The organism is Spirosoma aureum, from assembly GCF_011604685.1.
Classification (GTDB): Bacteria; Bacteroidota; Bacteroidia; order Cytophagales; family Spirosomataceae; genus Spirosoma; species Spirosoma aureum.
This window is the reverse complement of sequence record NZ_CP050063.1, coordinates 2,965,741-2,991,713: the sequence shown is the minus strand read 5'-3', so window position 1 is coordinate 2,991,713 and position 25,973 is coordinate 2,965,741. Positions and strand designations below refer to the sequence as shown.

At 49.6% G+C, this 25,973-nt stretch carries 20 protein-coding genes; 5 read left to right on the top strand and 15 right to left on the bottom strand.

Annotated features, from left to right (window positions below):
* The first annotated feature begins 138 nt into the window (after positions 1–138).
* The 3 genes from G8759_RS11825 to G8759_RS11815 all read left to right on the top strand — a co-directional run bounded on the left by G8759_RS11825 (position 139) and on the right by G8759_RS11815 (position 3,535).
* Positions 139–1,293, top strand: a complete 1,155-nt coding sequence (locus tag G8759_RS11825; protein ID WP_167208166.1) for a glycoside hydrolase family 18 protein — start codon at positions 139–141, stop codon at positions 1,291–1,293.
* 211 nt (positions 1,294–1,504) lie between these two features.
* Positions 1,505–3,064 (top strand): FG-GAP repeat domain-containing protein, encoded by a 1,560-nt coding sequence (locus G8759_RS11820; RefSeq protein WP_167208164.1) that lies wholly within the window; start codon positions 1,505–1,507, stop codon positions 3,062–3,064.
* Between the two features lie 114 nt (positions 3,065–3,178).
* Positions 3,179–3,535 (top strand): nuclear transport factor 2 family protein, encoded by a 357-nt coding sequence (locus tag G8759_RS11815; RefSeq protein ID WP_167208162.1) that lies wholly within the window; start codon positions 3,179–3,181, stop codon positions 3,533–3,535.
* Between the two features lie 104 nt (positions 3,536–3,639).
* Here G8759_RS11815 and G8759_RS11810 read toward each other — a convergent pair whose 3' ends face one another.
* The 4 genes from G8759_RS11810 to G8759_RS11795 form a co-directional block, all read right to left on the bottom strand.
* Entirely contained in the window at positions 3,640–4,620 is a 981-nt protein-coding gene (locus G8759_RS11810; RefSeq protein WP_167208160.1) for a type I phosphomannose isomerase catalytic subunit, read from the bottom strand.
* 165 nt (positions 4,621–4,785) lie between these two features.
* A complete protein-coding gene (locus G8759_RS11805; RefSeq protein WP_167208158.1) occupies positions 4,786–6,150 on the bottom strand; it encodes an alpha-L-fucosidase in 1,365 nt (454 codons plus the stop codon).
* 101 nt (positions 6,151–6,251) lie between these two features.
* Positions 6,252–8,363, bottom strand: coding sequence for an outer membrane protein assembly factor BamB family protein (locus G8759_RS11800; RefSeq protein WP_167208156.1), 2,112 nt, complete (start codon positions 8,361–8,363; stop codon positions 6,252–6,254).
* Positions 8,364–8,421: 58 nt separating this feature from the next.
* A complete protein-coding gene (locus G8759_RS11795; protein ID WP_167208154.1) occupies positions 8,422–9,684 on the bottom strand; it encodes a hypothetical protein in 1,263 nt (420 codons plus the stop codon).
* Between the two features lie 106 nt (positions 9,685–9,790).
* Here G8759_RS11795 and G8759_RS11790 point away from each other — a divergent pair, with 106 nt between their 5' ends.
* Positions 9,791–10,303, top strand: coding sequence for a DUF2911 domain-containing protein (locus G8759_RS11790; RefSeq protein ID WP_167208151.1), 513 nt, complete (start codon positions 9,791–9,793; stop codon positions 10,301–10,303).
* A gap of 105 nt (positions 10,304–10,408) precedes the next feature.
* Here G8759_RS11790 and G8759_RS11785 read toward each other — a convergent pair whose 3' ends face one another.
* From G8759_RS11785 to G8759_RS11745, 9 genes are all read right to left on the bottom strand, one after another.
* Positions 10,409–12,709 carry a GH92 family glycosyl hydrolase gene (locus G8759_RS11785; RefSeq protein WP_167208149.1) on the bottom strand — a complete coding sequence of 767 codons (2,301 nt, stop codon included), beginning with the start codon at positions 12,707–12,709 and terminating at the stop codon, positions 10,409–10,411.
* Positions 12,710–12,790: 81 nt separating this feature from the next.
* Positions 12,791–13,954 carry a glycoside hydrolase family 88/105 protein gene (locus G8759_RS11780; protein WP_232074214.1) on the bottom strand — a complete coding sequence of 388 codons (1,164 nt, stop codon included), beginning with the start codon at positions 13,952–13,954 and terminating at the stop codon, positions 12,791–12,793.
* A 140-nt stretch (positions 13,955–14,094) separates the two neighbouring features.
* The gene (locus tag G8759_RS11775) at positions 14,095–15,528 is read right to left on the bottom strand and encodes a RagB/SusD family nutrient uptake outer membrane protein (protein ID WP_167208147.1); all 1,434 of its coding nucleotides are present in this window, start codon (positions 15,526–15,528) and stop codon (positions 14,095–14,097) included.
* Positions 15,529–15,546: 18 nt separating this feature from the next.
* A complete protein-coding gene (locus tag G8759_RS11770; RefSeq protein WP_167208145.1) occupies positions 15,547–19,137 on the bottom strand; it encodes a SusC/RagA family TonB-linked outer membrane protein in 3,591 nt (1,196 codons plus the stop codon).
* Between the two features lie 28 nt (positions 19,138–19,165).
* On the bottom strand, positions 19,166–20,218 hold the full coding sequence (locus G8759_RS11765) for a FecR family protein (protein WP_167208144.1): 1,053 nt from the start codon (positions 20,216–20,218) through the stop codon (positions 19,166–19,168).
* Positions 20,219–20,262: 44 nt separating this feature from the next.
* Positions 20,263–20,913 carry an RNA polymerase sigma-70 factor gene (locus G8759_RS11760; RefSeq protein WP_167208142.1) on the bottom strand — a complete coding sequence of 217 codons (651 nt, stop codon included), beginning with the start codon at positions 20,911–20,913 and terminating at the stop codon, positions 20,263–20,265.
* A 135-nt stretch (positions 20,914–21,048) separates the two neighbouring features.
* The gene (locus tag G8759_RS11755) at positions 21,049–22,134 is read right to left on the bottom strand and encodes a M20 family metallo-hydrolase (protein ID WP_167208140.1); all 1,086 of its coding nucleotides are present in this window, start codon (positions 22,132–22,134) and stop codon (positions 21,049–21,051) included.
* A 60-nt stretch (positions 22,135–22,194) separates the two neighbouring features.
* Complete coding sequence (locus G8759_RS11750) at positions 22,195–22,839, bottom strand: SDR family NAD(P)-dependent oxidoreductase (RefSeq protein ID WP_167208138.1); 645 nt, start codon at positions 22,837–22,839, stop codon at positions 22,195–22,197.
* The gene (locus tag G8759_RS11745) at positions 22,839–23,279 is read right to left on the bottom strand and encodes an OsmC family peroxiredoxin (RefSeq protein WP_167208136.1); all 441 of its coding nucleotides are present in this window, start codon (positions 23,277–23,279) and stop codon (positions 22,839–22,841) included. Before G8759_RS11745 ends, G8759_RS11750 begins: the two co-directional genes overlap by 1 nt.
* A gap of 248 nt (positions 23,280–23,527) precedes the next feature.
* Here G8759_RS11745 and G8759_RS11740 point away from each other — a divergent pair, with 248 nt between their 5' ends.
* Positions 23,528–23,782 (top strand): hypothetical protein, encoded by a 255-nt coding sequence (locus G8759_RS11740; RefSeq protein WP_167208134.1) that lies wholly within the window; start codon positions 23,528–23,530, stop codon positions 23,780–23,782.
* Between the two features lie 57 nt (positions 23,783–23,839).
* Here G8759_RS11740 and G8759_RS11735 read toward each other — a convergent pair whose 3' ends face one another.
* Both G8759_RS11735 and G8759_RS11730 read right to left on the bottom strand, forming a co-directional pair.
* Positions 23,840–24,724: a S1 family peptidase gene (locus G8759_RS11735; RefSeq protein ID WP_167208132.1), complete on the bottom strand. Its 885-nt coding sequence runs from the start codon at positions 24,722–24,724 to the stop codon at positions 23,840–23,842.
* Positions 24,725–24,971: 247 nt separating this feature from the next.
* A complete protein-coding gene (locus G8759_RS11730) occupies positions 24,972–25,883 on the bottom strand; it encodes a DUF937 domain-containing protein (protein WP_167208129.1) in 912 nt (303 codons plus the stop codon).
* Between the last annotated feature and the right edge of the window lie 90 nt (positions 25,884–25,973).

The following is a 25,973-nucleotide window of genomic DNA, read 5'->3' as shown; positions in this document are numbered from 1 at the left end:
TAATTATGTCAAGCAAACCGTGGCACGGCTCTAAGCGAAAGTCCTGTTATTGTTTCCCGAAAAATACACTTGATACCGGTATAGTACCTTATTTTGCGTTTACCGCTTGTTCGTACAATGTTCTTTTAACTTAAATGCATGAAAAATCAACTTAGCGTTCTTTTGCTTATCATCCTTACATTCTTCTTCATCGACTACCCGTATCAGTCATCCGGGCAGTCAGCCCCGGCCTCCCCTTACGTCATTATTGGCTACATCAGTGGAAATGGCTGGACAAAGAACCAGATTGAAGCTCAGAAACTTACCCACATCAATTATGCTTTTGCCGTTCCGGCCGCGAATGGAGAGCTGGCCCCGTTGAGCGCCAAAGATTCCGAAAATCTGGCAGCGCTAAACACGTTAAAAGCCGACAATAAAAACCTGAAAATCTTAATTTCCATCGGGGGCTGGGGTGGTTGTAAGTACTTTTCTGATGCAGCCCTCACAGAAGCTTCTCGTCTGAAATTCGCGAATAGCGCGGTGGCCCTACTGAAAAAACACAAATTGGATGGCGTCGATATCGATTGGGAATATCCCGACCAAATTGGCGATAATAACATCTTCCGACCAGCCGACAAACAGAATTATACGCTCCTCTTTAAAGCCCTGCGTGAACGCCTAGACGAAGCTGGAAAGCAGGATAATCGCACAGGAGCCAATCACTATCTACTCACAACGGCTACTGGAGTGGATACCGCTTTCGTTAATCACACCGAGCTGGGCAAAGCACAGAAATACCTGGATTACGTCAACATCATGACGTATGACATTTATCATGGAAATGACAAGGTAACCGGCCACCACAGCAATCTCTATCAGTCGAAAAAGGGGAACCAGTCGCGCAACAGCTCAGCTGATGGCGTCGATGGGCACATCAAAGCTGGTGTTCCGGCCAGCAAAATTGTTCTGGGTCTTCCGTTTTATGGACGGGGCTGGGCGGAGGTTAACCCAAAAGATAACGGTCTCTACCAACCGTCAACGGGTAAGCACTCCTTCATCAGTTACGACGAACTGGCGGACAAATACATTGGCAAAAACGGCTTTACTCGCTATTGGGACGACGACGCCAAAGCGCCCTACCTCTGGAACTCAACCACTCGCATGTTCATTTCCTACGCAGACGAAGCCTCTTTCGAGCCAAAAATTGCTTATGTCAAGTCAAAACATCTTGCTGGTGTGATGTTCTGGGAATACATCTATGATTTACACCAACAGAAACTTCTGAACAAATTGGTTAAGGATTTGGGGAAATAACGGATGCCATGCTAATCGAATAATTTCCAGTATGACTACCAAACAGTGCCAGGGTTTTAATAGAGAAGCGAGCTACGGTTATCAGCGAAAGTATCAGTAGCTACCATCCGCGGCTGCGGTGGCACGCTTCTCAGCTAAAATCCTGAGAGCGATATGGTATACTTTAATTGCCTGGGGCTTTAGTATTAAGTTGTAACCTTTATGCTAAACTATGTTTCAGCTCCGATTGGCGGTCATCATCCTTTATAGCTTCTTGTTATTTTCGTCCTGCCGGTCATCATCGTCAAATGAAACGTCCAGTCCGGCTGCTCCGCCGGTTGCCACTCAGCTCACGGGCAAACAACTCAGTCAGAGCTACTGTGCTAGTTGTCACCAGTTTCCGGAACCGTCATTGCTCGATAAAATAACCTGGCAACGGGGCGTATTACCCCAGATGGCCTTGCGGATGGGGCAATCGGGCAACTCGATGGCGGAGTACATGCGCATTAGTCATGCAGATGAACTGACACGGCTTATGGAAGCAAAGGTATTTCCCGATACGCCCTTGCTCCACCCCACCGATTGGCAAAAAATCGTGGATTATTATGCATCCGAAGCACCCGTAAAACTCCCACCTCAATCCGCTCATACACCCTTGCAGGTGGGTTTGCCGCTCTTCCAGGTACAACAGTCGAAGCAGGCCATCGATGCATTCGTAACGCTTCTTCGCTTTGATTCAATTTCGCACCGGATATGGGTTGGCGATGGACGCTCTAATCTATATGCCCTCAATCAGAATCTAATCCGGATGGATTCTGTCCACCTGGACAGTCCGGCGACTGATTTGCATCCACAATCGGATGGTAGTTTTGATCTGCTTACGGTAGGTGTATTAAACCCAAATGACCGGCAAATGGGAATATGGCGGCATTTCACGCAAACAGGTATTGTTCCCCCTCCCTTACTGAGCGGCTTGCAACGACCCGTTCGGGCTATACCCGCCGACCTGAACCGCGATGGGCTGGACGATGTAGTTATCTGCCAGTTCGGAAATCATTTAGGCAAGCTAACCTGGCATGAACGACTGTCTGAAGGGTATCGTGAGCACATACTTGATAGCCTGCCCGGCGCACGGCAACTTATTATTCGGGATCTTAATAATGACCAGTGGCCCGACATCATTGCTCTGCTGACCCAGGGCAATGAACAGGTTTCGGTTTATTATAATCAGCAAAATGGTCAATTCCGGAAAGAAACGGTATTGCGTTTTCCGCCCGTTTATGGCTCCAGTGACCTTACTCTGGCAGACATTGATCACGACGGCGATCTGGACCTGATCTATACAAACGGCGACAATGCCGATTATTCCATCGTACTGAAGCCCTACCATGGCATCCGTATTTTTATGAACGACGGCCGCTTTCACTTTCGACAGGCCTGGTTTTATCCGATGTATGGTGTAACGCAGATCCTTGTGCGGGATTTCGATCAGGATGGCGACGACGACGTTGCGACAATTGCCCATTTCCCTGATTTTTCGCGCCAGCCCAATGAAGGCTTCGTGTATTTCGAGAATCAGGGAAATCTACGCTTTTTGCCCCGAACATTCCCGGATGCAGAACAGGGTCGCTGGCTAGTCATGGAGACTGGCGACGTGGATCAGGATGGCGATGACGATATTCTACTCGGCTCATTTTTCCGGCCAACCGGTCCCGAACACATGGACTTAATGAATCGCTGGAGAAAACCGGGAACGGGTATTCTGTTGCTCAAGAACAATCTAAAAAAGTAAGCGTTTATAATTCCTGCCAGGCAATTAATACAGTAGATCTGGTGATCATACTGACATAGGGCTGTCACTCTTGTGCTGCAACTTTGTGTTTTAATCGACTAAAAAGTTATAAACATGGCAAGTAAAACAGGCGTAAAAGAGGTAGTATCTGCGTTTATAACAGCACTCAACAATGAAAACTTTGATGAGGCTCGTAAACGAATTAGCGATGACCTGACCTTCGTGGGTGTTTTAGGCACTCGCCAAGGCGGAGATACCTATATCGAGGACATGAAAAAAATGCGGCTGAAATATACCATCCAGAAAGTCTTCGTAGACGAACAGGACGTCTGCCTGTGGTATGAGATCGATATGTCCGGAGTTAAGGTATTAAGCTCCGGCTGGTATCAGGTCGAGAACGAGAAAATTACGCAGTTCAAGGTGCTGTTTGACCCACGGCCTGTTCTGGAGGCAGCAGCGAAAAAAAGCTGAATTTACGTTTTTCACCAAAACAGCAGTATATAAAACAGGGGCAGAAACAAAATATGTTTCTGCCCCTGTTTTATATACTGCCAGATTCTAACCTTACACTTCAACTACGGCACATAGGTTTCCAGAACCGTCATCGACCCGTCGGGAACGAGCGTAACAATATCGACGGATGCCGGAATGAGTGCACACTGACCCATTTTGAGCGGTGTACTGTAGCCACCTTTCGTCTCAATAGTCAGTGAACCATCGACACAGATCAAGATCACAAACGAGTCGATATGCGTATAATCGTGCTCTACCTCTTCATCGAAATTGAGCACGTTCGTAACGAAATAATCACTCGCTACGGTATTTACGCTTTCGTTCAGTTTCTTTTCGTATTGTGTTTTATAATGATCATAATGGTGATAATCGATCGCATCTACTGCCAGTTCAGTATGGAGTTCGCGTTTCTGCCCCGTCGTAGCGTCGACCCGATCGAAATCATAAATCCGGTACGTTGTATCGGACGTCTGCTGAATCTCGGCTAATAGCAGCCCTTTGCCGATGTAGTGAACGCGACCGGCTGGCAGAAAAAATACATCGCCCGGTTTGGCCGGTTCGATGTTCAGAATATCCTGAATGGTGTTGTCGGCTACGGCTTTAACATACTCGTCTTTTGTAACTTCCTGATTAAAGCCCGAATTGAGTTTTGCGCCTTCATCGGCCTGCATGATATACCACATCTCGGTTTTGCCGAAACCGCTTTTACGCTTTGCCGCTAATTCATCATTGGGATGCACCTGAATCGAAAGGTCGTCATTCGCGTCAATGAACTTGATCAATAATGGAAAACGGTTGCCGTAGGTATCGTAAACATGGTTACCGACCAGCTCACCTTTGTATTGCTCCACTAACTCGCGAAGGGATTTGCCCTGCAAAACGCCTTCTTTTACAATGGACACATTACCTTCTACATCAGAAACTTCCCAGGTTTCACCACAATTCGGCAGTGGCGAAAAGTCTTTCCCCAAAATGGTATTTATTTTCTGTCCACCCCAGATTTTGTCTTTAAAAATGGTCTCGAATGTAAGAGGATATAGCATGATGTGCTTGAGAAATGTATAATGAACAATGAAGAATAACTTCAAAGAACGGCATTTGTTACCGTCTGTACGTATTTTTAAAGGTAGTTTTTTCAATACATAGGCCCAATAAATGTGGAGCTGTTACTTTCTCCACGCTTATTGGGCCTATGCAAACCGTCAATTTTATTCCCGTGCCGATGCCTTAAATACACCAACCTCGGCCAGTTGAACAGGGCCATTGGCATTGGTAATGAAGAGCCGCAGTTTCGATGATTTCACTTCGGGGAACCGCAGGAGACGCTTATGCCCTACAGTCGTGAAAGTCTGAAGGGGTTGCCAATCAGTGCCATTCCAATACTCTACCCGGCCGCTGGCCACCCGCTGGCCAGTGGCGATGTTCTCCTGAATCGACATTCGATCGAATGATTTTTCCGATCCCAGCTCAATAATCAATGGCTGGTTAGCCGATACCGTTGAGTAGGTATTCAATTGTTTATCGGTCAGCTTAGGCTGTTTAGCTACCAGATTGGTTTTGAATGTCTCGTCCAGAATACTCCGGAATTCCCGCAGGCTGGCAATATCCGGCTCCGAAAACAACCCATCCCGATTGGGTGGTACGTTAAGCAACAGGAGGCTGTTCCGCCCAACGGACTGATAATATAGACTTACCAGATTCTTACCCGACCGAACCTTAGCGTCTTCAGCAGCATGGTAAAACCAACCCGGACGTATCGATACATCGGTTTCGGCGGGCACCCATTGCTTACCCGTTGCATCGCCCCGGTTCAGGTATTTTGAGTCTGCCTTACCCGGAGCCAGCCCTTCGGTATTGATGGTCGACCAGCAGGTCTCACCCGCATTGCCAGCTTCGTTACCAACCCACCGAACATCTGGTCCTGCATCTGAAAACATCACCGCATTGGGCTGTAATTCACGAACCAGAGCCCAGTAACCCGCAAAATCATAGGTCATGTCTTTGGCGTTTTCACCCTTCGCGCCGTCAAACCAGACCTCCGAAATGGGGCCGTAATTCGTCAGTAATTCGCGCAACTGGCTTTTATAGTAATCGTTGTATGAAGCGGTGCCATAACGTGGCTCATGGCGGTCCCAGGGTGAAAGATACACCCCAAACTTCAGGCCAAACTCGCGGCAGGCATCAGCTACTTCTCTGACAACATCCCCTTTCCCATTCTTCCAGGGACTGTTTTTAACCGAGTGTTCCGTCATTTTCGATGGCCACAGGCAAAATCCATCGTGGTGCTTGGCGGTGATAATAGCCATCTTGAAACCCGCATCCTTCAGTGCTTTAATCCACTGCCGGGCATCGAGTTTAGTTGGATTAAAGATGCTTGGACTTTCTGTGCCATCGCCCCATTCCTTGTCGGTATAGGTGTTGACGGTAAAATGCAGAAAGGCTGTTGTTTCAAGGGGTTGCCAGGCAAGCTGGCGGGCAGAAGGACGGGGTAACGCAGGACTGGTTTGCGCCTGGCATACCGTTTCGAATAGCAGGCTGATCAAAAATAAGCACACACGAGATACTGGTGTCATAGAGTCGAAAAAAGTAGAGCGGTTTTGTACGAACTACAAAGAAGCCAATAAATTCAGTGCAATGAGGTTTCTTCTACCGAAAAAAAATAATTTACCGCATCCTACGGCAACGAAAAGGCTACATATTTGTCACCAGACTTCGTATTCAACTTACCGCCCCCACAGGCAATAACTACAAACTGTTTTCCTTTGATCGAGTACGTACTGGGTGAGGCATAACCAGCTGCGGGTAATTTTGCCTGCCACAACTGCTTACCTGTCTTTACATCAAATACCCGAAACTGTTCATCACGACTGGCCGCAATAAAAAGCAGCTTACTGGCCGTAACCAGTGGTCCACCGTAATTATCCGTGCCGGTCAATGGAACACCCCGCTTTGTTAGTTCTGGGTATTCACCCAATGGCACCTGCCAACGACGATCACCCGTATTTAGATCGATAGCGGTCAGCGTTCCCCAGGGCGGTGTGCTGACAGGGTATCCATTGGCATCATACCACCGGTTATAGCCCGTGTGCTGGTATGGAACGTCGGTCTGCTGAGTCGTTGCCACTGTCGATTGTACAGCTTTCTGATCCAGGAAGTCGATAATTGCTTTCCGCTCCGCTTCGGGCAGATGTACAAAAGAAGGCATCATACCGCGTCCTTTCAACAATAGCTGATTGATCTGCCCGTCAGAAAGTCGTTTATCGATGCCAATAAGCGACGGATAGGAACCATCGTGATTACCGCGACGATCGGCTCCATGACAGGCAGCACAACGAAGGCCATACAATTTTGCTCCGGTCAATGCACTTCCACTGGTATTCTGTTCCCGTTTCACTAACGATGTATAGACCGGAATTTCCTTCGACGGAACATAGAGCGTCCCTTCCGGATCTGTAGCCGCTCCACCCCATTGGCCACCCCCATCCGTACCGGGGAAAAACACAGTCATATCCTGCGTGAGCGGAATGTAGGCTTTCCCTGTGCGCCCTTTTCGCAGCACAGCAATCAGCGAATCGCGGTTAGCCACGAATGAATTAAAGTCTTTTTCGGTGAACGATTGACGGGAAAAATACGGCTTTACCGGAATTGGCTGTGTTGGACTCAGTTGTTCACCGGCAATAGCCTGCTGAGAAACGGGCTGTTCATTGGTTGGAAACAATAGCTTGCCCGTTACCCGATCAAACACGAAAACATAACCTTGTTTGGTGATCTGAGCCACCGCATCGATGCGCTTGCCATTCTGCACAATTGTGAGCAGGTTGGGTGGCGCGGGCGGATCGCGGTCCCAAACGTCATGATGAACGAGCTGGTAATGCCAGAGCCGTTTTCCCGTACTGGCGTCCAGAGCCAACAGGCAGTTGGCAAACAGATTATTTCCCTTCCGGTTGCCGCCGTAAAAATCATAAGCAGCAGAGCCAGTCGGTATATAAACGATTCCCCGCTGACGGTCAATGGCCATCCCGGCCCAGGCATTTGCCCCGCCAATGTGCTGCCGGGCTGGTCGTGGCGACCACGTTTCATAACCAAACTCCCCGGCTTGTGGAATCGTATGAAATGTCCAGACAAGCTTCCCCGTTCGTGTATCGTAAGCCCGGATGTCGCCCAGTAAGGCAGTTTCGCTTTCGGCCACTCGTACGCCAACGATTATCAGGTTTTTGAAAATTGTATTGGGTGTATTTGACAGTACATAATTATCAGCGCCGGGTCGCTCAAGGCCTTTTTTGAGATCGATCCGTCCCTGTTCACCAAACGATTCAATTGGTTTGCCAGTACGGGCATCGAGCGCATAGAGCCACTTACCGGCACCAAAGAAAATGCGATTGTCTGCATTCGGTGTGCCGTCGGTCCAGTAGGTCACACCCCGGCTCGTGGTTCCTCCGTTATCGCTGATGCTCGTCTTCCAGCGTTCCTGGCCGGTTGCCGCATCCAGTGCAAATGCCTGCGTATTCGCCGAAACACCATACAATGTACCATCAATAACAATCGGGTTGCATTGCATCTGGGTACGATTCAGCACCGTATCGGCTCCACCCGATGAATAAGTCCAGGCCACTTGAAGCTGATGGACATTCTGCGGGGCGATCTGAGTAAGTGGGGAGTAGTGACTACGGGTGCCGTCACCATTATATTCGGCCCAGTTGGTATCAGGTGTAGGGTCAGGCAAGAACTGATTTTCCAGAAAAACAAAAGCGCCAATAGTCAGTGCATACAGTAGCAGGTATTTCATGCAGCGAAAAACGTCTAGACTTGTAAGGTTCGTCTAGACCTATAAGGTTTTGAGAGCCTTATAGGTCTACATTTTGAAAACGGGCAAACTTTACGGTTCCTGTTCCCAGAAATCCGTAACGCAGTCCGACGACCTGTCCAACATCACCACTTTCGTTGCCCTGATAAACCAGTCGATTGTTGACATATACGGAAGCCTTTTTCCCATTTACCTCGTATCGAACAAGCACCCAACGGCTGAAATCTACCCCTAAACCAGTTAAATCGGTAGTCTGACCACTAACCATCGTATTCCCCGTCACCAGTCGCAGTTCGCCCACACAACCCGGTACTGATAACGGAATCCGATGGAACCCCGTTGAACACAACAGCGCAATGCTAACGGGCTGGCAAACAGCTTTCCCCTGGCTAAATGTACTTCGTACGGCTGTTTCAAACACAAAATGCCTCCCGTCGACGATCCCCGTACTATCAATCAGAAACAGGCTTGTTTCGGGTATATCACCCGTTAGCGATATACCGACAGTTTGTAGATCAGCTTGCGTAATCGATACTTCGCCCGACTTTTTAACCGTGTTTGCCCGAAGATAGAGCGGGATCGGCTCCCGATCGACAGTGCCAAGCCAACCATCCGAAGCGACAAAAACGTCGTGTTCCCGCACGATCGAATCGTTCAGAACCAATTTAGCCCGATAATAACCGGGATAATAATAAGTACTGGTGTACGTATGACCAGTTTTATCGACACGGGCACGGAGTCTGGGGTCCCAGCTTTGCTGAATAAAAACGCTGTCGGCATTGGAGTCGGTCGCATCATATTGAAAAATAACCGTGTTGGGTGCACCTTTTGCCACCGGGCGACTCGCGAACGATACCGGGCCATACCGCAGGGTAGTATCCCGCTGGCGATACGCCCATACGATGCAAATAACCAGCAGTAAACTCAGCAACGATGCCGTCAGCCAGCGTCCGATGCGAGGTGTGACAGGCAACACTCTTGGTTCTGGCAAGGGCTCTTGCTGAGGTTCAGGAATAACCAGGGATTGGTTGCCGGTGTCCTTTTGCCGGAAGGACCGCCAGCTGTCATGTCCAACAAACCGAGCGAGGGTATCGAGGGTAGTGGGTGTCGGAACACTGTCGTAGCGTATGCGGCCCCAGAGCCGCTTTAGTGTACTCACGCTTAACGACACACCCGTTTCGGCCAGAATCTGCTCGCTAAGTTGCTCAAAGTCGCGGTTCTGCCAGTGTTCACTATCGCCCCACCCAACTTTCTGTTCTACCAGCCGGCGGCAACGAACCCAAGTATCTTCTTCAGAAATCATTGTTAATCAGTGTGAACGCACTTGAATAAACATGAATAACACCTGCTCACCTCATTTCAGCTCCGGCAGAACACCTTTGTGAGGTTTTTAAACAAAGATAAACAAAATGAACGCAAAGCAACTTCTGCTCACCCTGACCTGCCTCCTGGCCACATTAACGATCAACGCTCAGGACGATCCGGCCAAACGACCCAGTCCACCTGCACAGGCTAAAGCGACAGTCGGTGGTAAAACCATCACGATTAACTACAGTCAGCCATCGGTGAAAGGGCGGGAGCTCTGGGGGAAACTCGTTCCCTATGGGCAGGTATGGCGTACGGGTGCCAATGAAACCACTTCCATCGACTTTTCGGACAATGTTACGCTCGAAGGTAAACCACTTGCCAAAGGCCGCTATGCGCTGTTCACCATTCCGAATGAAAAAGAATGGACGATTATCATTAACAAGACCATCAAATGGGGCGCTTTCACCTATAAACAGGATGAAGACATATTGCGGGTCAATGTACCCGTGAAACAGTCAAAAGAATTCGCCGAAAAAATGGCCTTCACGATTTCCCCCAAGGGTGTGGTGTCGCTGGTGTGGGGGAATGCAAAAGTCGATTTTACGGTAAAGTGATTTAGAAACAATGTAGTTCGTATCCTGAATAGGCAACTGTAGGGGTTTTGTTGTGGTTTCAGCGGGCGATTTTCTCCAGTCTGATCTCAATAAGACCCTTAACAGTTATTCCGGCAAAACCGATGGCATGGCATCTTCAGGCCTATTTCCCCAATTTTTATTCGGTAAAGGGCCCATCTGAAGAATCAACTCTCCACCCTTCACTAGCTCATTGTGAGTCAGATAAGTACGACTAAAAGACTTTCCATTCAGCGTAGCCGATTGGATATAGACATTTTGAGGAGAATTAGCCAGCGCTTTGATTGTAAATGAAGCGTTGCCAGCCCCCGGCCTGATCGTTACAGCATCAAGCGTCGGGCTACCCAGCACGTAATACGGCGTTCCGGGACATACCGGATACAGTCCCGCCATACTAAACACCAGCCAAGCCGACATTTGTCCACCATCTTCATTGCCGCTCAGCCCCCCCGGCGACGTATCGTATTCGTCCTGAACAAGCTGACGAACGCGAGCCTGTGTTTTGTAAGGAGCGCCAGCAAAGGCATAGAGGTACGAAATCTGGTTATTCGGTTCATTACCATGCCAGTAGCGCCCGTCGTTAAACAGGGTATCCAGTTTGGCCACGAACCGCTCCCGTCCGCCAACGAGTTTGGCAATTCCCTGCACATCCTGCGGCACAAAAAATGTGTACTGAGCGGGCGAACCTTCGGTAATAAACGATACGCGCAACGCAAATGGATCAAATTTGGCAATCCATTGTCCATCTGCATAACGTCCACGTACATAGCCCGTCGCGGGATCCAGTACATTCCGGTAGTTTCGGGCACGCTGATTCAGGGTAGTGGCATCGCTCGTTTGACCAAGCGCTTTCGCGAGTTGGCCAAGGCAAAAGTCATCGTATGCATATTCGAGGGTTCGCGAAACCTGTTCCCGCTTGTGAAATGCCTGCCAGACCGAATCTTCAAGCGGAATGTACTGGTATTGAAGGTAGGATGCCAACGCTCGTCGCCCTTTACCGGCTTCGTAGCTTTTGGGATCACTGTTTACATCAAACGCGTTTTTACGCAGGTACTTATAAGCCGCTTTTACATCAAAATTCCTGACTCCTTTGCTGTAAGCATCGGCAATAGCCGATTGTGCATGATCGCCGATCATGGCCGCAGTATAGCTATTCCAGCATGGAAAAATAGGCATCCATCCGCCCTGTTCGGCCTTTTTCACCAGTGATTGCATCATATCGCCCGACCGTTTCGGATTCAGCAGATTTTGCAGCGGCTGACAGGCCCGAAAGGTATCCCAAAGGCTAAAATCACAATAATAGTCGAAGCCGCTGGCCTTGTGAATGGCCGTATCATCCGCAAAACCAGGATAGGCTCCGTCGCTATCCGAGAAGATGCGGGGGGTCAGATTCGCATGATAAAGAGCCGTGTAAAACATGGTCTTATCCGTATCGCGCCCCGTAGCCTGCATCCGGCCAAGTTCGCCATTCCAGGCTGCCTCCGTTTGCTGGCGAACGCGGGCGAGATTCCAGTCAGGCAGTTCGGTTTGCAGGTTTTTTCGTGCTCCGTCCTCGCTCACGAACGACGTTCCAACCCGAACACGAACAACTTCGCCCGGTTTCAGATTCCAGCGAACATAAGCGCCAATGGACTCTTTTCTGCCGGCTCCTTTGGCCTGTTTCGACCCGGCCGATGGTTCATAATTTGTCCAGGTCCCGAAGGTGGTGAGCGGCCGGTCGAACTGCACTACAAAATGGCCACTAAAACCTGCCGATTGCCCGGCACCCTGATAGATTCGATGAGCCGGATTGTAGCCTACGATCTCGTTCCGTTCAGGATGAATTTCGACATATCCTTCCCCTTCATCGCTGTTCGGCTCAACAAGAATAGCGTTGTCGCCACCCTTACCAAACGTAAACTGCAACAGTCCCGCCCGCGTATGCGCCGACAACTCTGCCCAAATATTCGAGTCTGTTAACCGAACATCGTAATAAGCAGGAGTAACCGTTTCGGTTTTGTGATCAAAGTGCGACCCTCGTTCAGCCGGACGTAACGCGAGTTTTCCGGAAACTGGCATAATCGTGACGCTACCATAATCCTGAACGCAACTGCCATTGAGCCAGTGGGTTCCGCGAAACCCGTTGATTTTGGGATCGTTGTAATAGTAGGGAGCAATGCACTTTGTTTCTGTTGCCTGTGTCTGCGGTGTCCAGGTTGTCATGGCATGCGGTCGCCCGATGGCAGGAGCAATCTGCCCTTTCAGTTCACTCCCCGCTTCGCTATGCCGCTTGGCAGTTGGTGTCTGACTGGGTGCTGAACCAATCAGCGGATTAACATAATCGACCGGCTGTTTTGTCTGGGCAAAGAGTGGTCCCGCCAGCAGAAACAGGAAGAGAATTTTACGCATATGATGTTGGCTTAAGCTAAACAAGGTCATACTAACCATTTCTGTAGAGACGTGATACCTTGCCGCTTCCGTAAGGCATCTCTACGGTTTTAACTTGATAATTTGTGAACCGGCCAGCAGAAAAGCACCCGTACCGTAAACCTCCCAACTGTCTTCGCTGAAATTACGCCGGGGATCTCCACCGATGGGCTGCACCCACCCTACCCGGCCTTCGGGCGAAACAAGCTTTGTTAACGCTACCCATGCTTTTTCAACAGCGGGCTGGTAGGTTTTCTTCGGCAGAATTCCCTGATTGATTCCCCAGGCAAGGGCATAGCAATCGAAACCGGAACCACTCGCTTCGCCACCCGGATAGGCGGCCGGGTCCAGCAAACTGGCTCGCCACAATCCGTCGGCTTGCTGAAGCGCCAGCAGGCGTTCACTCATCTGCCGATATAAGGTCAGATAAAAAGCTCGGCTTGGGTGTTTGGCGGGAAGCTCCTCCAAAACGCGCACCAGACCGCCCATAACCCAGCCATTGCCCCTCGACCAGAAAATTTTCTGACCGTTTGCTTCTTTCTTTCCAACACCGTTTGCATCGACCAAGTAATTGGCGTCGCGGGCAAACAAATGCTCCTGCCGGTTGTAAAGAAGAGTATAGGTCTGTTTGAACAACGAATCCGAGAAGGTATTATAGGCAGGGTCGTTTAACGTCGTACTCAATTTTGCCAGAACGGGTGGAGCCATAAATAAGGCATCACACCACCACCAGGTCTGTCCATGTTTGGCAAGTTCGGGCCCTGTCACTTTTTGCATTTTCTGGACCGTATCGATCGTCGGCTGAATCATTCGCCGATCTTTTTTAAGCCGGTACAAATCAATATACATCTGACAAACCGCTATATCATCGGCATGATCGAAGCGTTTGCCGGGACGCCACTGATTTCGTTCACCGATCGCCATCAATGAGTCCAGAATCAGTGGCGATTTTGTGGTTTCATAAGCGGCAAAAATACCTGCATAGAACGCCCCATTGGTCCAGTCAGTTGGGCTGTGCTTGGGATGCTGCAATTGCCACTGCGTTGTTTTCAGGAGGACATCTTTAATGTATTTCGGAGAAAAAACTTCATCACGAACCCCATTTCGGCGCATCGGGATGGCTTTTCGACCTTTTTCTTTGGGCACATTGGCAAATCCCGTTCCAACGAGTAGAGTTACACTCAGAACTGCAATCAATAATCGTTTAAAGCTCGGCAAATTATCCATTTTCAATCGTCTGTTTCTCCGAGAAAGAATAAGTTGGGGCAGAGACTACTCATCCGGCAACACGCCCGGCGAGATAAAGCAACGACTGCCATGACGGTTAAGTTATGGCAGTCGTTACCTCCTCCCGACCTATTCAGGGGCTAATAACCAGGGTTTTGCTTGATCTTGGTCGGGTTTATATCGATCTGACTTTGGGGAATTGGGAATACCAGATTATTCTCCGTCAAAGCCGTTTTGATACCAATCGACGTTGCTTTAGCCTGTAGGATCGGCAATGCTCTTCCTGTACGAACGATATCGAACCAACGATGCCCTTCAAAGGCCAGTTCGACCCGTCGTTCCTGCTCGATAGCCAGTCGCAGATCGGCCTGGGCGGTAATGGCTTTGTCGGCCAGCCCAACCCGCTTCCGTACCTGATTCAGATAGGGTAATGCCTCGGCAGTTTTACTGGTTTCGTTCAGCGCTTCGGCATACATCAGCAACACATCGGCATAGCGCAGCACATACCAGTTATCGTCTGAATCACCGTTAACAACCGGTGGATCAGCGTATTTTTTGATGTAATAGTAATCGATCTTAACCCCGCTCGTGTTCACGTAGCTACTGGCCATCGAGACATTCCGGCGGGGATCGCCGGTTTCGTAGCTATTATCCAGATCGGGGGTTGGGTGATTATTGCCTCCTCCGCCAAACGTAATCACGGCATTACCCGAATTTTCGGGCGCATACGAGTTAGCAAAGGGGCTTCCTTCGCCAATATTCCCTTTCTTGTATTGTACTTCAAATACCGACTCTTTGCTGTTTTTATTGGCCGCTTTAAACAGATCGGCATAGTTAGGCAACAGGGAATAGGTAGCCTTATCAATCACTTCCTTCAGTTTGGTAACCGCATCAGCATACCGCTTTTGAGTCAGATATACTTTGCCCAGCAAGCTCTTGGCGGCTCCCGCGGTGGCGCGGCCCACATCGGCTCCGGTATAGCTAACCGAGAGAACCGCTTCGGCATCGCTCAAATCTTTGATGATCTGGGTGTATACATCAGCAACCGGAGTCCGGCCATATTCGTAACCTTGTAGGGGATCTGTAATCTCGGTCAACACCAGCGGAACATCACCAAAAACGCGTACGAGGTTGAAATACATCAGCGCCCGCAAAAATTTGGCTTCACCAACAATGCGTTTTTTGAGTGTTTCGTCCATCGTAACCCCGCCGATCCGTTCGATCACGGCGTTAGCCCGATAAATACCCTTATAGCCATCATTCCAGCGGGCCAGGGTGTAGGGGTTTGTCGTCCGGACGTAGAATTTATCAAACTCATCCTGGTCTGTTACTGATCCCGACAAAACCGGGCTGGTGTCGTCGGATGGGATCTCCGAAACGACATACAGTTGCCCATACTGCCCGTTGAACTGCAACGCTCCATAAGCGCCGTTCAGGGCTGTTAGCACGTCGGACTGGGTCTTGAAAAAAGTAGAGGTACCAACCGCAGAAACCGGTGACAGATCCAGAAACTGCTCTTTGCAGGCTGTCAGGCTTAGCATTAGCAGACCAGCAAGGATATATTTTGTTTTCATGATGATCAGGAAGAAGGATTAAAAGCCCAGGTTTAAGCCAATGGTATAGGTACGCGCCAACGGATACGATCCGTAATCGACACCGCCCGTCAGTGGCCCTTCGTAGCCGCTCACTTCCGGATTGTAGGCCAGGTATTTCGAAACAGTAAGGGCGTTCTGCACACCAGCATAGACCCGCAACGACTGTACTTTAATTTTTTGCAGGAAAGGCCGCGGCACGTTATAGCCCAGGGTGATATTCCGAATCCGGAAATAGGTCGCACTTTCTACCCAGCGGCTCGACACTTGGTTGTTGTTACCCGTTGAGCGCGTATTGGCCCGTGGGGTTACACCATCGCCAGGTTCCTGCGGAGAACGCCAGCGACCTAGTACGGTCGTTAGCTCGTTGGCATTCCCTTCCAGGTTCTCGTAGAATCGGCGGGAAAGGTTCAGAATCTGACCGCCCTGAACGCCCTGCGCAACAATATTCAGATCGAATCCTTTGAATGACAATGAGTTGGTGATACCGTAGATAAAATCAGGCTGGTTATTGCCGATCGTTGTCCGGTCATTTGCATCGATCTTTTTATCCCCGTTCACATCCTCAAATTTCACATCACCGGGTCGGCTATCGGCAAAGTGCGGATAACTATCTAGATCGGTCTGATCGCGGAAAATGCCCAACTGTCTGTAACCAAAGAAACTCCCCAGTGGTTGACCGATAACGGTGATATTGGTTTCGCCCACACCGGTGCCGCTCCGGATCGGATCACCCGTGGGTCCGAGTGCCAGCACTTTGTTCCGGTTGAAGGAAATATTCAGATCCGTTGTCCAGGTAAAGGCACCCGCGCCCGATCCATTGATATTCCGGGTCGACAAGGCAAACTCCATTCCCTTATTTTCAACCTGCCCAATGTTCCGAACGGCCGTTGAGAAACCGGTTAGTGTTGGCACCTGAACTTCGAGCAATAAATCGGTAGTGATGCGTTTGTAATAATCCACCGTCAACAGAATGCGGTTCTGAAAGAATCCCAGATCGAGGCCAACATCCGTCTGCCGACTCTTTTCCCAGCTCAGTTGTGGATTGGCAATACTGCTGGTGGCCAGACCGTTTGCCAGTGCACTACCCAATACATAATTGTCTTTACTCAGCACACCAATGGCCGGGTAGTTGTTCGTAGAGCCGTCGTTGTTCCGGAACGCATTATTACCCGATAAGCCATAGCTGGCCCGCAGTTTCAGTTCCGAAATCAGGGGCACCGCTTTCATAAACGGCTCTTCAATGACCCGCCAGCCAACAGAAGCCGATGGGAACGTACCGAAACGGCTGGTTTGCCCAAACCGCGATGAACCATCCCTCCGAACCGAGGCATTGAATAGATACCGGTCTTTGTAGCTGTAGGTGACGCGGGCAAAATAGGATGCCAGCGACCACTGATCCCGGTAGGAAGTTCCCCCTATTATGGTACCTGCATTGACCGAGCGAACAATATCATTGGGGAAGTTATTGGCATTCACTCGGCTCTCTTCATAATCGTTGCGCTGCGACTCCAGACCAACCAGGGCATCCAGATGGTGGGTTGTTCCCAGATCGAGCGTGTAGCTCAGCGTATGGTTTGTGACCCAGTTGATGTTCTGATTGGTATAGGCCGAACCGGTGCTTACGTTTGGCGGCAGCAACTGGTTCAGGGGTATTGCCGATGTCTGATACTGATTCTGGCGAAGGTAGTTCAGATCGCCCCCAATGGTTCCCCGGTAGCGGAGTGTTTTCCAGATCGATAGTTCAGCATATGCGTTACCCAGCAACCGAAGCTGCGTTACGCGGTTATCGACCTCGGTGATATTGGCAACCGGATTGGTAATGCCGGGCCAGTCGTAGGGGGCCGCGTAGAATGCCTGAGAGTTGTAGGTTATGCCGTTTGCCTGATAGATGGGCATAAACGGTGGTAGCGAAAGGGCCGCGTTGATAACCCCATTGCTGGCCCAGTGACCATCGGAGTTGACCCGATTTTCGGCCATGAACGAGGGACTGAAACTCAAGCCAACTTTAAGTTTGGAAGAGAGTTGTGCATCAATGTTCGAACGAACCGTATAACGGTCAATTCCCGACTTTTTAATGATCCCATCCTGTTTCAGGTAATTTCCGGAGATAAAATACTGTACTTTTTCAGTACCTCCCGATGCCGACAACTGGTAGTTGCTGATGGGCGCTTTCCGGAAAATCATATCCTGATAATCGTAGGACGTTAAGCTGGTCGGATCGTCGAAATTCGCGCCCGGAAATTCACCCCTTGGATACCGATAGCGTAGCAGGGCGGGGCGGGCACTGTTCGGATCGGTAATTTTTGCGCCCGGAACGCGCTCCAGATAAGCCGTATTGAAGGCTTCTTTTGAATACTCCGCAAACTGCTGTGCATTGAGCATATCCATTTTCTTGCTCACCTGCTGCGTACCGGTATAGTAATCGAAATTGATCCGGCTTTGCCCCGATTTCCCCCGTTTGGTCGTGACCATTACTACGCCATTTGATCCGCGCGACCCATAAATAGCTGTTGCCGACGCATCTTTGAGCACGTCGATCTTCTCAATATCATTCGGATTCAGTTGGTTTAGACCACCGGCATTGGTTAGTCCACCCGAATTCAGTGGCTGTCCATCGACGACCACCAGCGGCCCATTACCCGCGCTAATTGACCCTAACCCACGCACTTTTATGGAAGGTGCGTTACCCGGAGCTCCTGTATTCTGCTGAACCAAAACACCCGGCATTCGACCAGTAAGCCCTTCAACTACGTTCGTTACGGGCTGATCTTTAATGGTTTGTGTTTGAAGCGAAGCTACAGAACCGGTTAACTCACGCCGATTTTGGGTACCATAACCCACAACCACAACCTCATTCAGGGTTTTGTCGTCGCTGACCAAGGCTACATTCACCGAACTCCGATTCCCGACAACTACTTCCTGCGTGGCGTAACCAATGAAGGAAAAAACGAGTGTCAAATTACTGCCGGTATTCTGATCTGGTACATTAACCCGGTAATTTCCTTCGCCATCGGTTGTGGTACCCCGGCTTGTTCCCTTCACAACCACACTCACTCCGGGCAGGCCATTACTTGTCGTGCCGTCGGTAACCCGCCCGTTTATTGTCTGATCAACAGTAGTTAGTGTCAATTCTTTGGGCTGGAACTGCCCCAACTGCACTGACTGCGGTTGTTCGTTAGACGCTGCCACAGCCGTTGGCAACGTATTGATGTCCGCCATCGATGTCTGTTTTCTGGATTTATTCTCTTCCAGTACGACATAGACGCCGGTTTTTACTTTCGAGAAGCGAAGCCCCTGTGGCTTTAACAGTTTCGTCAGGTTTTTTTCCAGCGAAGCCGACAGATCAATTACGCCGGGATTGACCAGTTGGTCGCTTACCAGCCGATCTTCAAACAGAATATCAACCTGATAACGAATTTTAAACTGATTCAACACCTCTCGCAGCTGTTGGGTCTGAGGGCGTTCGACCTGATGGGTCGTTCTAGGAAAAGCTTTGGCCGTTGCCACAAATTGTGCCAGTCCGGGACGGCCTCCTGCCAGCAGCAAACTGATCAGTAAGGCACGGAATACGCGTACAGAGTACATCATTTAAGTGATTGGTTTTTGTGGTTAGGAGTCAATCAGTGAACGAGACACGGTTATTCTCGCGGATATAATTTATTTGTAGTAATTGCGCGATCAGTTGCAACACTTCATTCGCGTTTCGGGCAGTAAATGAGCCTGAAATAGTCCGTCCAGCCAGCTCCGAATTTTCGATGGTTACGGCCAGGCCATAGTTCTCGTGGAGCATATCGGCAATCTCGCGTAGGGGTGTCTGCTCGAATACAAACCGATGGTCTTTCCAGGAAGCCATTGCTTCCGGATGCGTAATTCGGGTCAGTGCCAGTCTTCCCTGTCGGTTAAGCGTTACCAGATCGCCGGGGCGCATGATGAGCGGGGGTTCGTTTTTTTGCTGTGTCGTTAGCTGAACCCGGCCTGAGCGTAACGCGACCCGCGTAGCCCGTTCGCGGCTGAAGACCGTAAACTGCGTTCCCAATACGATCACATTCAGCCCTTTAGGTGTCACAACCACAAACCGCTGGTGATTCGGCAGATGCCGGACCGAGAAATCGGCCTCTCCGGTCAATTCCACCGTTCGCTGATTCTGATGTGAATCATCGGTCATGATCGTCAACTTGCCGAAGCCAATCGGCGTGTCAAACCATCGCGGGAAACGGAGTGATGAATTCGCATTTAGCGTTACGACCGAACCGTCGGGTAAGGCTACGCTTTTTGTTTCACCAAACCCTGTGCGAATGGTCTGATACAGCAGCACATCACGAAACAGCCAGCCTGCCAGGCCTATTATTAGCATTATAGAGGCAGCCGCTAACCAGACGTGGTTTATCCACTGCATCGCGCGTCCAGATCGCCAGTTGGCTGGTGGTTGCTCATTTTCCTGCTGATCTACAGCCGATGTGTCGGTGATACGCATCGACGTTCTTTCGTAGGCATGCTGCCAGTTGGCATTGGTTTGTAATCGGTTCAGTTCCCACTCATGGAGCCACTGATAATAGAGCTCCAGATTACCTGAGACGGATAGCCAGCTCTCCACTGACTTCTTCTGTAACGGACTCACCCGACCCGAAAAATAGTCGAACAGAACCGCTTTGTTGACGATGTCTTCCATGAACAGACGTTTGCTTATTTTGACACAAGCGAATAGCGTTACCCTTAGTGAAATGGGAGAAAAAGAAACAGACCAATCGGTAGAAACACGCGACGCAATTGCTGAAGGGCGCGAGCCATATGCGCTTCAACGGTTTTGAGCGCCAGGCCCAGTTCGTCGGCGATTTCCTGATTTTTGCGATTCTCGAAGCGGCTCATCAGGAATATTCGCTGGCATTGCGGAGGCAGTTCGTGAATTACTTTTTCTACCCGCTGGAATGTCTCATCGTATTCAATGAGCGTTTGGGGCGTTTCGTCCAGGCTTGTTTCGTCTATGTCGTCGAGCGATGCTGGCGTTCGATTACCCGTTAGTTCGTCGCGGAGGTAGTTATAAGCCCGATGCCGAACGGCTGCATAGAGATATGTTCGGTAGGTGTGCTGAATCGTCGCATAACTACCCGTTTTCCAAAGCTGGTAAAACACTTCGCCGACAATGTCTTCGGCGACTTCACGGGTATAAACAAAGCGTACCGCGTGGCTGCAAAGGGGCAGATAATAAAGCCGGAATAAAGCCTCGAACCCCTTCTGGGGCGAGTTGGTAAAGGCAGATCGGACAATATGTTCGTTATCCACGATCGACGTAACACGGTCAGGTGTCTGGAACGGACGCGGGAAATTGCCTTGATTAGATAGAGGTTGGCCTTCAGATTCAGTCATCGGTTAGGCGGTCAGATACCAGAGTGACACGAACAAGAAGGCTTACCCTTAGTCTAATCTATCGATTTGATTAAAAATATTCCTGATTTTTTCACAAAAAGGTGATACGGCCGTAGCACCTTCCGGAAAACAGTCTTACAACACCTGCTCAAGCATCCGAATGTATCCATCCACTCCTTCGATAATTTCCCGAAGATAGATAAATTCATCGGCCGAGTGCGAGCGCCCCGAATGACCAGGACCGCATTTCAGTGAAAAACAGTTCAGTACAGCCTGATCGGAGGTGGTGGGTGAGCCATACGTATGTCGACCCAATGCAATGCCTGCCTTTACGATCGGATGATCGATCGGAATGCTCGACGGTTTCAACCGAATGGAGCGTGGTTTGACTTCCGACTCGATGTTTGCCTGTATCGTTTCAATAACCTCCTCCAGCGTGTATTGCTCCGTAACGCGTACATCGATCGTAAACGTGCATGTATCGGGGACAACGTTGTGCTGAGTACCGGCATTAATGATCGTGACGGATAGTTTAACCGGCCCCAGCGTTGGCGACACCTTCGGAAACTGGTAGGTTGTGAGCCAGTTTATATCCTTGATTGCTTTGTAAATAGCGTTGTCGCCTTCGTCTCGGGCAGCATGGCCACTGATACCATGGGCGATGCAATCGATCACGAGCAAGCCTTTTTCGGCAACGGCCAACTGCATTTCGGTCGGTTCGCCTACAATGGCAAAATCAATTGGAGGTAGTTCAGGGAGCAGCAATTCCAACCCATCGCGACCCGATATTTCTTCTTCAGCCGAAGCAGCTATAATCAGATTATAAGCCATGTCGGCCCGATCGTAAAAATAGGCGAACGTGGCCAAGAGCGAAACCAGACACCCACCCGCATCGTTAGAACCAAGACCATACAGTTTGCCGTCGCGTTCCAGTGGCTCAAACGGATCAAGCGTCCAGGATTTATTGGGCTTAACCGTATCGTGATGCGAGTTAAGCAATACAGTGGGTTTCTGTGCGTCGAAATGGCGGTTTTTTGCCCAGATGTTATTCTTTAGCCGCTCAAATGGAATCTCTTTTTCGCTTAAAAAATCGTCAATCAAAACCGCCGTTCGATCCTCTTCGCGACTAAACGACTGCGTTGCAATGAGACGTTTCAGCAACGCAAGCGCGTCGGTCGTAAGGGACGTTTGCCTGGAGGTCAGCGTTGTTAATTCGGACATAAAAAAAGTGTTGGCCGCTCAAAGATACAGCCAACACTTGGTTGTTCGGTCACGAACCGATTAGAACCGCACTTCCACCGTACTGCGATCCGAATACAGTTTCCAGAATTCTTCAGCAATATTATCGGGCGTGTGTTTCTCAGCTGTAGGCCGCACAGTTCCGCTGACGGTTATAGTGCCTACGAATATGCCCGCAGGTTTCAATGTTTTATTTAACAGGTTTGCCAGCGTTACAGTTGCTGCCTTGCCTAATGTCAGTGACAGGTAATCTGTTGCATTCATGTAAGCCAGTCCCCCACCTGTTAACAGAATGCCCCCCTCACCCGGCACCATTTTTCCACGCACCGTATTGACAGCCAAAACAATATTGGCCGTATTAACCCGAAAATCGGCAACGAGTGAATCCGCCGTTTCCTGCTCAAGGCTTCCTTTATGGAGCGAAGCCGCATTATAGTGAAGCACAGTGGTTGGGCCAAGCTGCTTTTCAACCTGTTTCAGGGCTGTTTCGAGGGAGGCCGAATCAGCAGAGTCATACTCAAAAGCACCCGCTTCAATACCAGCGGCTTTTAGATCGTTAACGTAGCCTTCAACCTTTGCCAGATCACGTGAGATCAGGGCGACGGCAAAACCCTCGCGCGCAAACCGATGTGCCACCGCCAGACTAATGCCAGGTCCGACACCGACAACTGAAAGTACTTTTGCCATTATGCTATGAGCGTTGCAACTTTCGTTACGTTAATATTGGGATTCAGAGCCTGCGAAATGATACACGTTTTGGATGCACTCGACGCGATTTCCTCGAATTGCTCCTGCGAAATGCCGGGCACTTTACCCGTAATCTGTAAGTCGACAGCCGTTATTTTGGGAGCGCCATCGGTTTCTAAGGTCAGTGTCGCATTAACGCTCAGTTCGTCAGCGGTGAAACCAGCCTGCCCAAGCACTGCACTGACGGCCATACCATAACAACCGGCATGGGCTGAGGCCAGTAGTTCTTCAGGATTAGTACCGGCTTTACCATCTTCGCTGACGAGCCGGGTTTTAAACGAATACGGCGTGTTATTCAGCACACCACTAAAGGACGAAATAATACCAGAACCGTCCTGTAGGCCACCTTTCCAAACGGCCGAACCTCTGCGTTTTAACATGTTTCTGTAGTGAATGCGAATTAGTGACATCCAACCTGTTAACTGCTGAAAGCTATCGAGAGTTTTCGAGGAATTGAAATAACACTCGGTCCATTATTCCCCTAAAATGGCTAATCCATCCGCCTGAAAAGTGCAACTAATCAACTCACTTTAAGAGCCTTTTAACATCATTTTAAAAGCCATTTAAGACCATTTTGCCACTTTTGATGCATTGAAATACACAAGAATTTAATAAAAAAGGTTTCGTTATGAATGCAATCAAAAAGTGGGTTGTCAGCCTCCTGATCGGTGGCTGGCTCGTGAGCTGCTCATCGGCCGATAAACCCAACGCAACAGTCGAGCAGGCATTTGTCAAAAAATTCGGTAATGTTTCAGCCATTAACTGGACCGAAAACGCCGACTATTCATTTGCTCATTTCACGCAGCACGGCAAGCCCGTTGTGGCTGTATTTGGCAACGACGGCCAACTGATTGCCACAGAACCGGCCCGGCCAATTCATTAAACAGTTAAGGATATTGTTTCACTAAACAATGACGAAACGCCGTATGGGCAGACCCGGCTATCCTTCGTAATACTTCACGCCACGCTCCCGTAAAAATGCCTTGATCACATCAACGTGAACGCATTGCCCAACATTCAGAAATGGATAGTTCGACACGCGGCTTTTACGTCCATTGACCAATACTTCACGGTCTTCGATGTCAAATCCGAGATGGAGGTGGCGAGTCGCTGACTGCATGCCATAGATCAGGCCATTGGTGTCAAATAAAGGTCCCCCACTTTGCCCTCTAAGGCCCGGAGTACTTAGCTCGATACCGGTTATACCACCGTTTTCGCTCAGTAATCGGGTCACAATACCATCAATTGGAAAACGGGGGGATGTTACGCGACCATCGGCCGTCCATTCGATATCATCAACGGATGCATTATAGCGGAAATTCGTAAACTCAGGAAATGGGTAGCCCAGGCGGCAAAGGCTCCGGCCAGGTTTTACCCGGTTGCTATCACCCAGAAACGTGGCATAGGAACCGTATAGCAATCGATTGTACCCCTTAAACCGTAGAAGAGCCAGATCTTGTGTAGGGTGCATATCAATGGTCAGCTCTTTATACTGATCAACGCACCCCACAAAACTATTACGGACCCGAATAATCGTTTCAGACTGGAGTTTAAATTTTACTTCCAGCTGGCTAATTCGCTGTGCTGCGTCTTTTTCGCGCAGAACGTCCCGGCGTGCCCCCTGAAAATCGCGATAATTATGATAAATGGCGTCGGCTTTGGCAACCAGTTCGGCAACATGCTTACAAGTAATCGCACAGCCTTGTTCGTTCACAAAAAACAGGGTAGCACTGCCCGGTACAATTTCGTTGTGGCCATATAGCCGAACAATGGAATGAAGAGGTCGGGTAAAGAGATCAATGCGCTCAATGGCGTCAACAAACATAATGAAGTCGGTAAGTCAATCAGACGGCAATATAGGTCATATAGGGATTGACTCACCGACTTCCGGGGTTATTTCTTCGCTTTCACTTTAATTTCGGCAGGGACAACTGCTCGCCGAGCATCGGCACTATCGGGAGGGGCCTGAATGGGTGCATTCAGGCTTGTGTTTATAGTAGAGACATGATAGCGGTTAGTCTGTTTGCTATTACAGTCAGGGCTGTCTCCTACTCTAACGTCATAGCCTTTGTTTATGGACGGGACTGAGCTGAATCACGGCTCCCTAATGGGCCAGAAGCGGTTGAATCATCAACCTGACCGTGGGCTTCCTTTATACTTTGCTTTGTTGCTGCCGACGTATCTTCTACAGCATTTGATTCGACCCGACTGGTTGAGTCAGTACTGACACCATCGACACCGTTTTGGTTTTCGCGGCACTTTTGCACGAGTAAGGCCAGAACCAAAGCGGCAATAGCAAACATAACCCAGCGCAACCAGCTAACATTTTCACGTCGCCGGTCGCCTTCAGCACTTTTCGGAATATTAGGATTCAGAACCGTACCGCTGAAATTATCTTCACCCTGCACCTCGGTTGTTGGTCCTGATGTTGTTTCCAGTTCGTTAAACCCAAGCAAACTTCCAACGGCATCCAAACCGCTAGGCAGCGCCGTTCTGAAATCGGAAGCCTGTCCCTGTAACAATGTGGTAAGGCTGTTGGCAGTCAGGCCTTTTTCCTGTTCCTGTCTTCCCAGAACACCCATTAGTACCGAGCCAGCTAATTCCAGAATTATCAGCGACGACTCTGGTTTCACACCACTGTATGTACTGATCAGGCCGGTGGTTCGGGTGAGTTTATCCTCAAAAACCGCATCCAGAAAAGCACGTCCAGCGGCAGATGTGTCGGCAGTTTTCGGCTGCGAATCGGTCACCTGCCCCACATCGAGGGGCGTATCACTGTAATCACCTTTTTCCAGAAAACTAATAATTGACATAGCCCCTCCGCTTGACTGAATCCGCCGGGTTAAAGCGCCCAGCAAAGTGGGTAACGAACCCGTAACAGCTTTAAGAGTGCCGGCGGGGGTCTCGCCAAGATCGCCACTGAGCTGATCGATCACGCCCGGCGTGAACTGTTCTTTCAGGTAGGATAATAAATGAATAGCCATATGTTTTCCAGTCAGTTGAGACTACTAGAACTGGTCCATTCGTACGAATGTTCGGAAAGCTTATTCAATGCTCTACAAACGAAAAAGGGC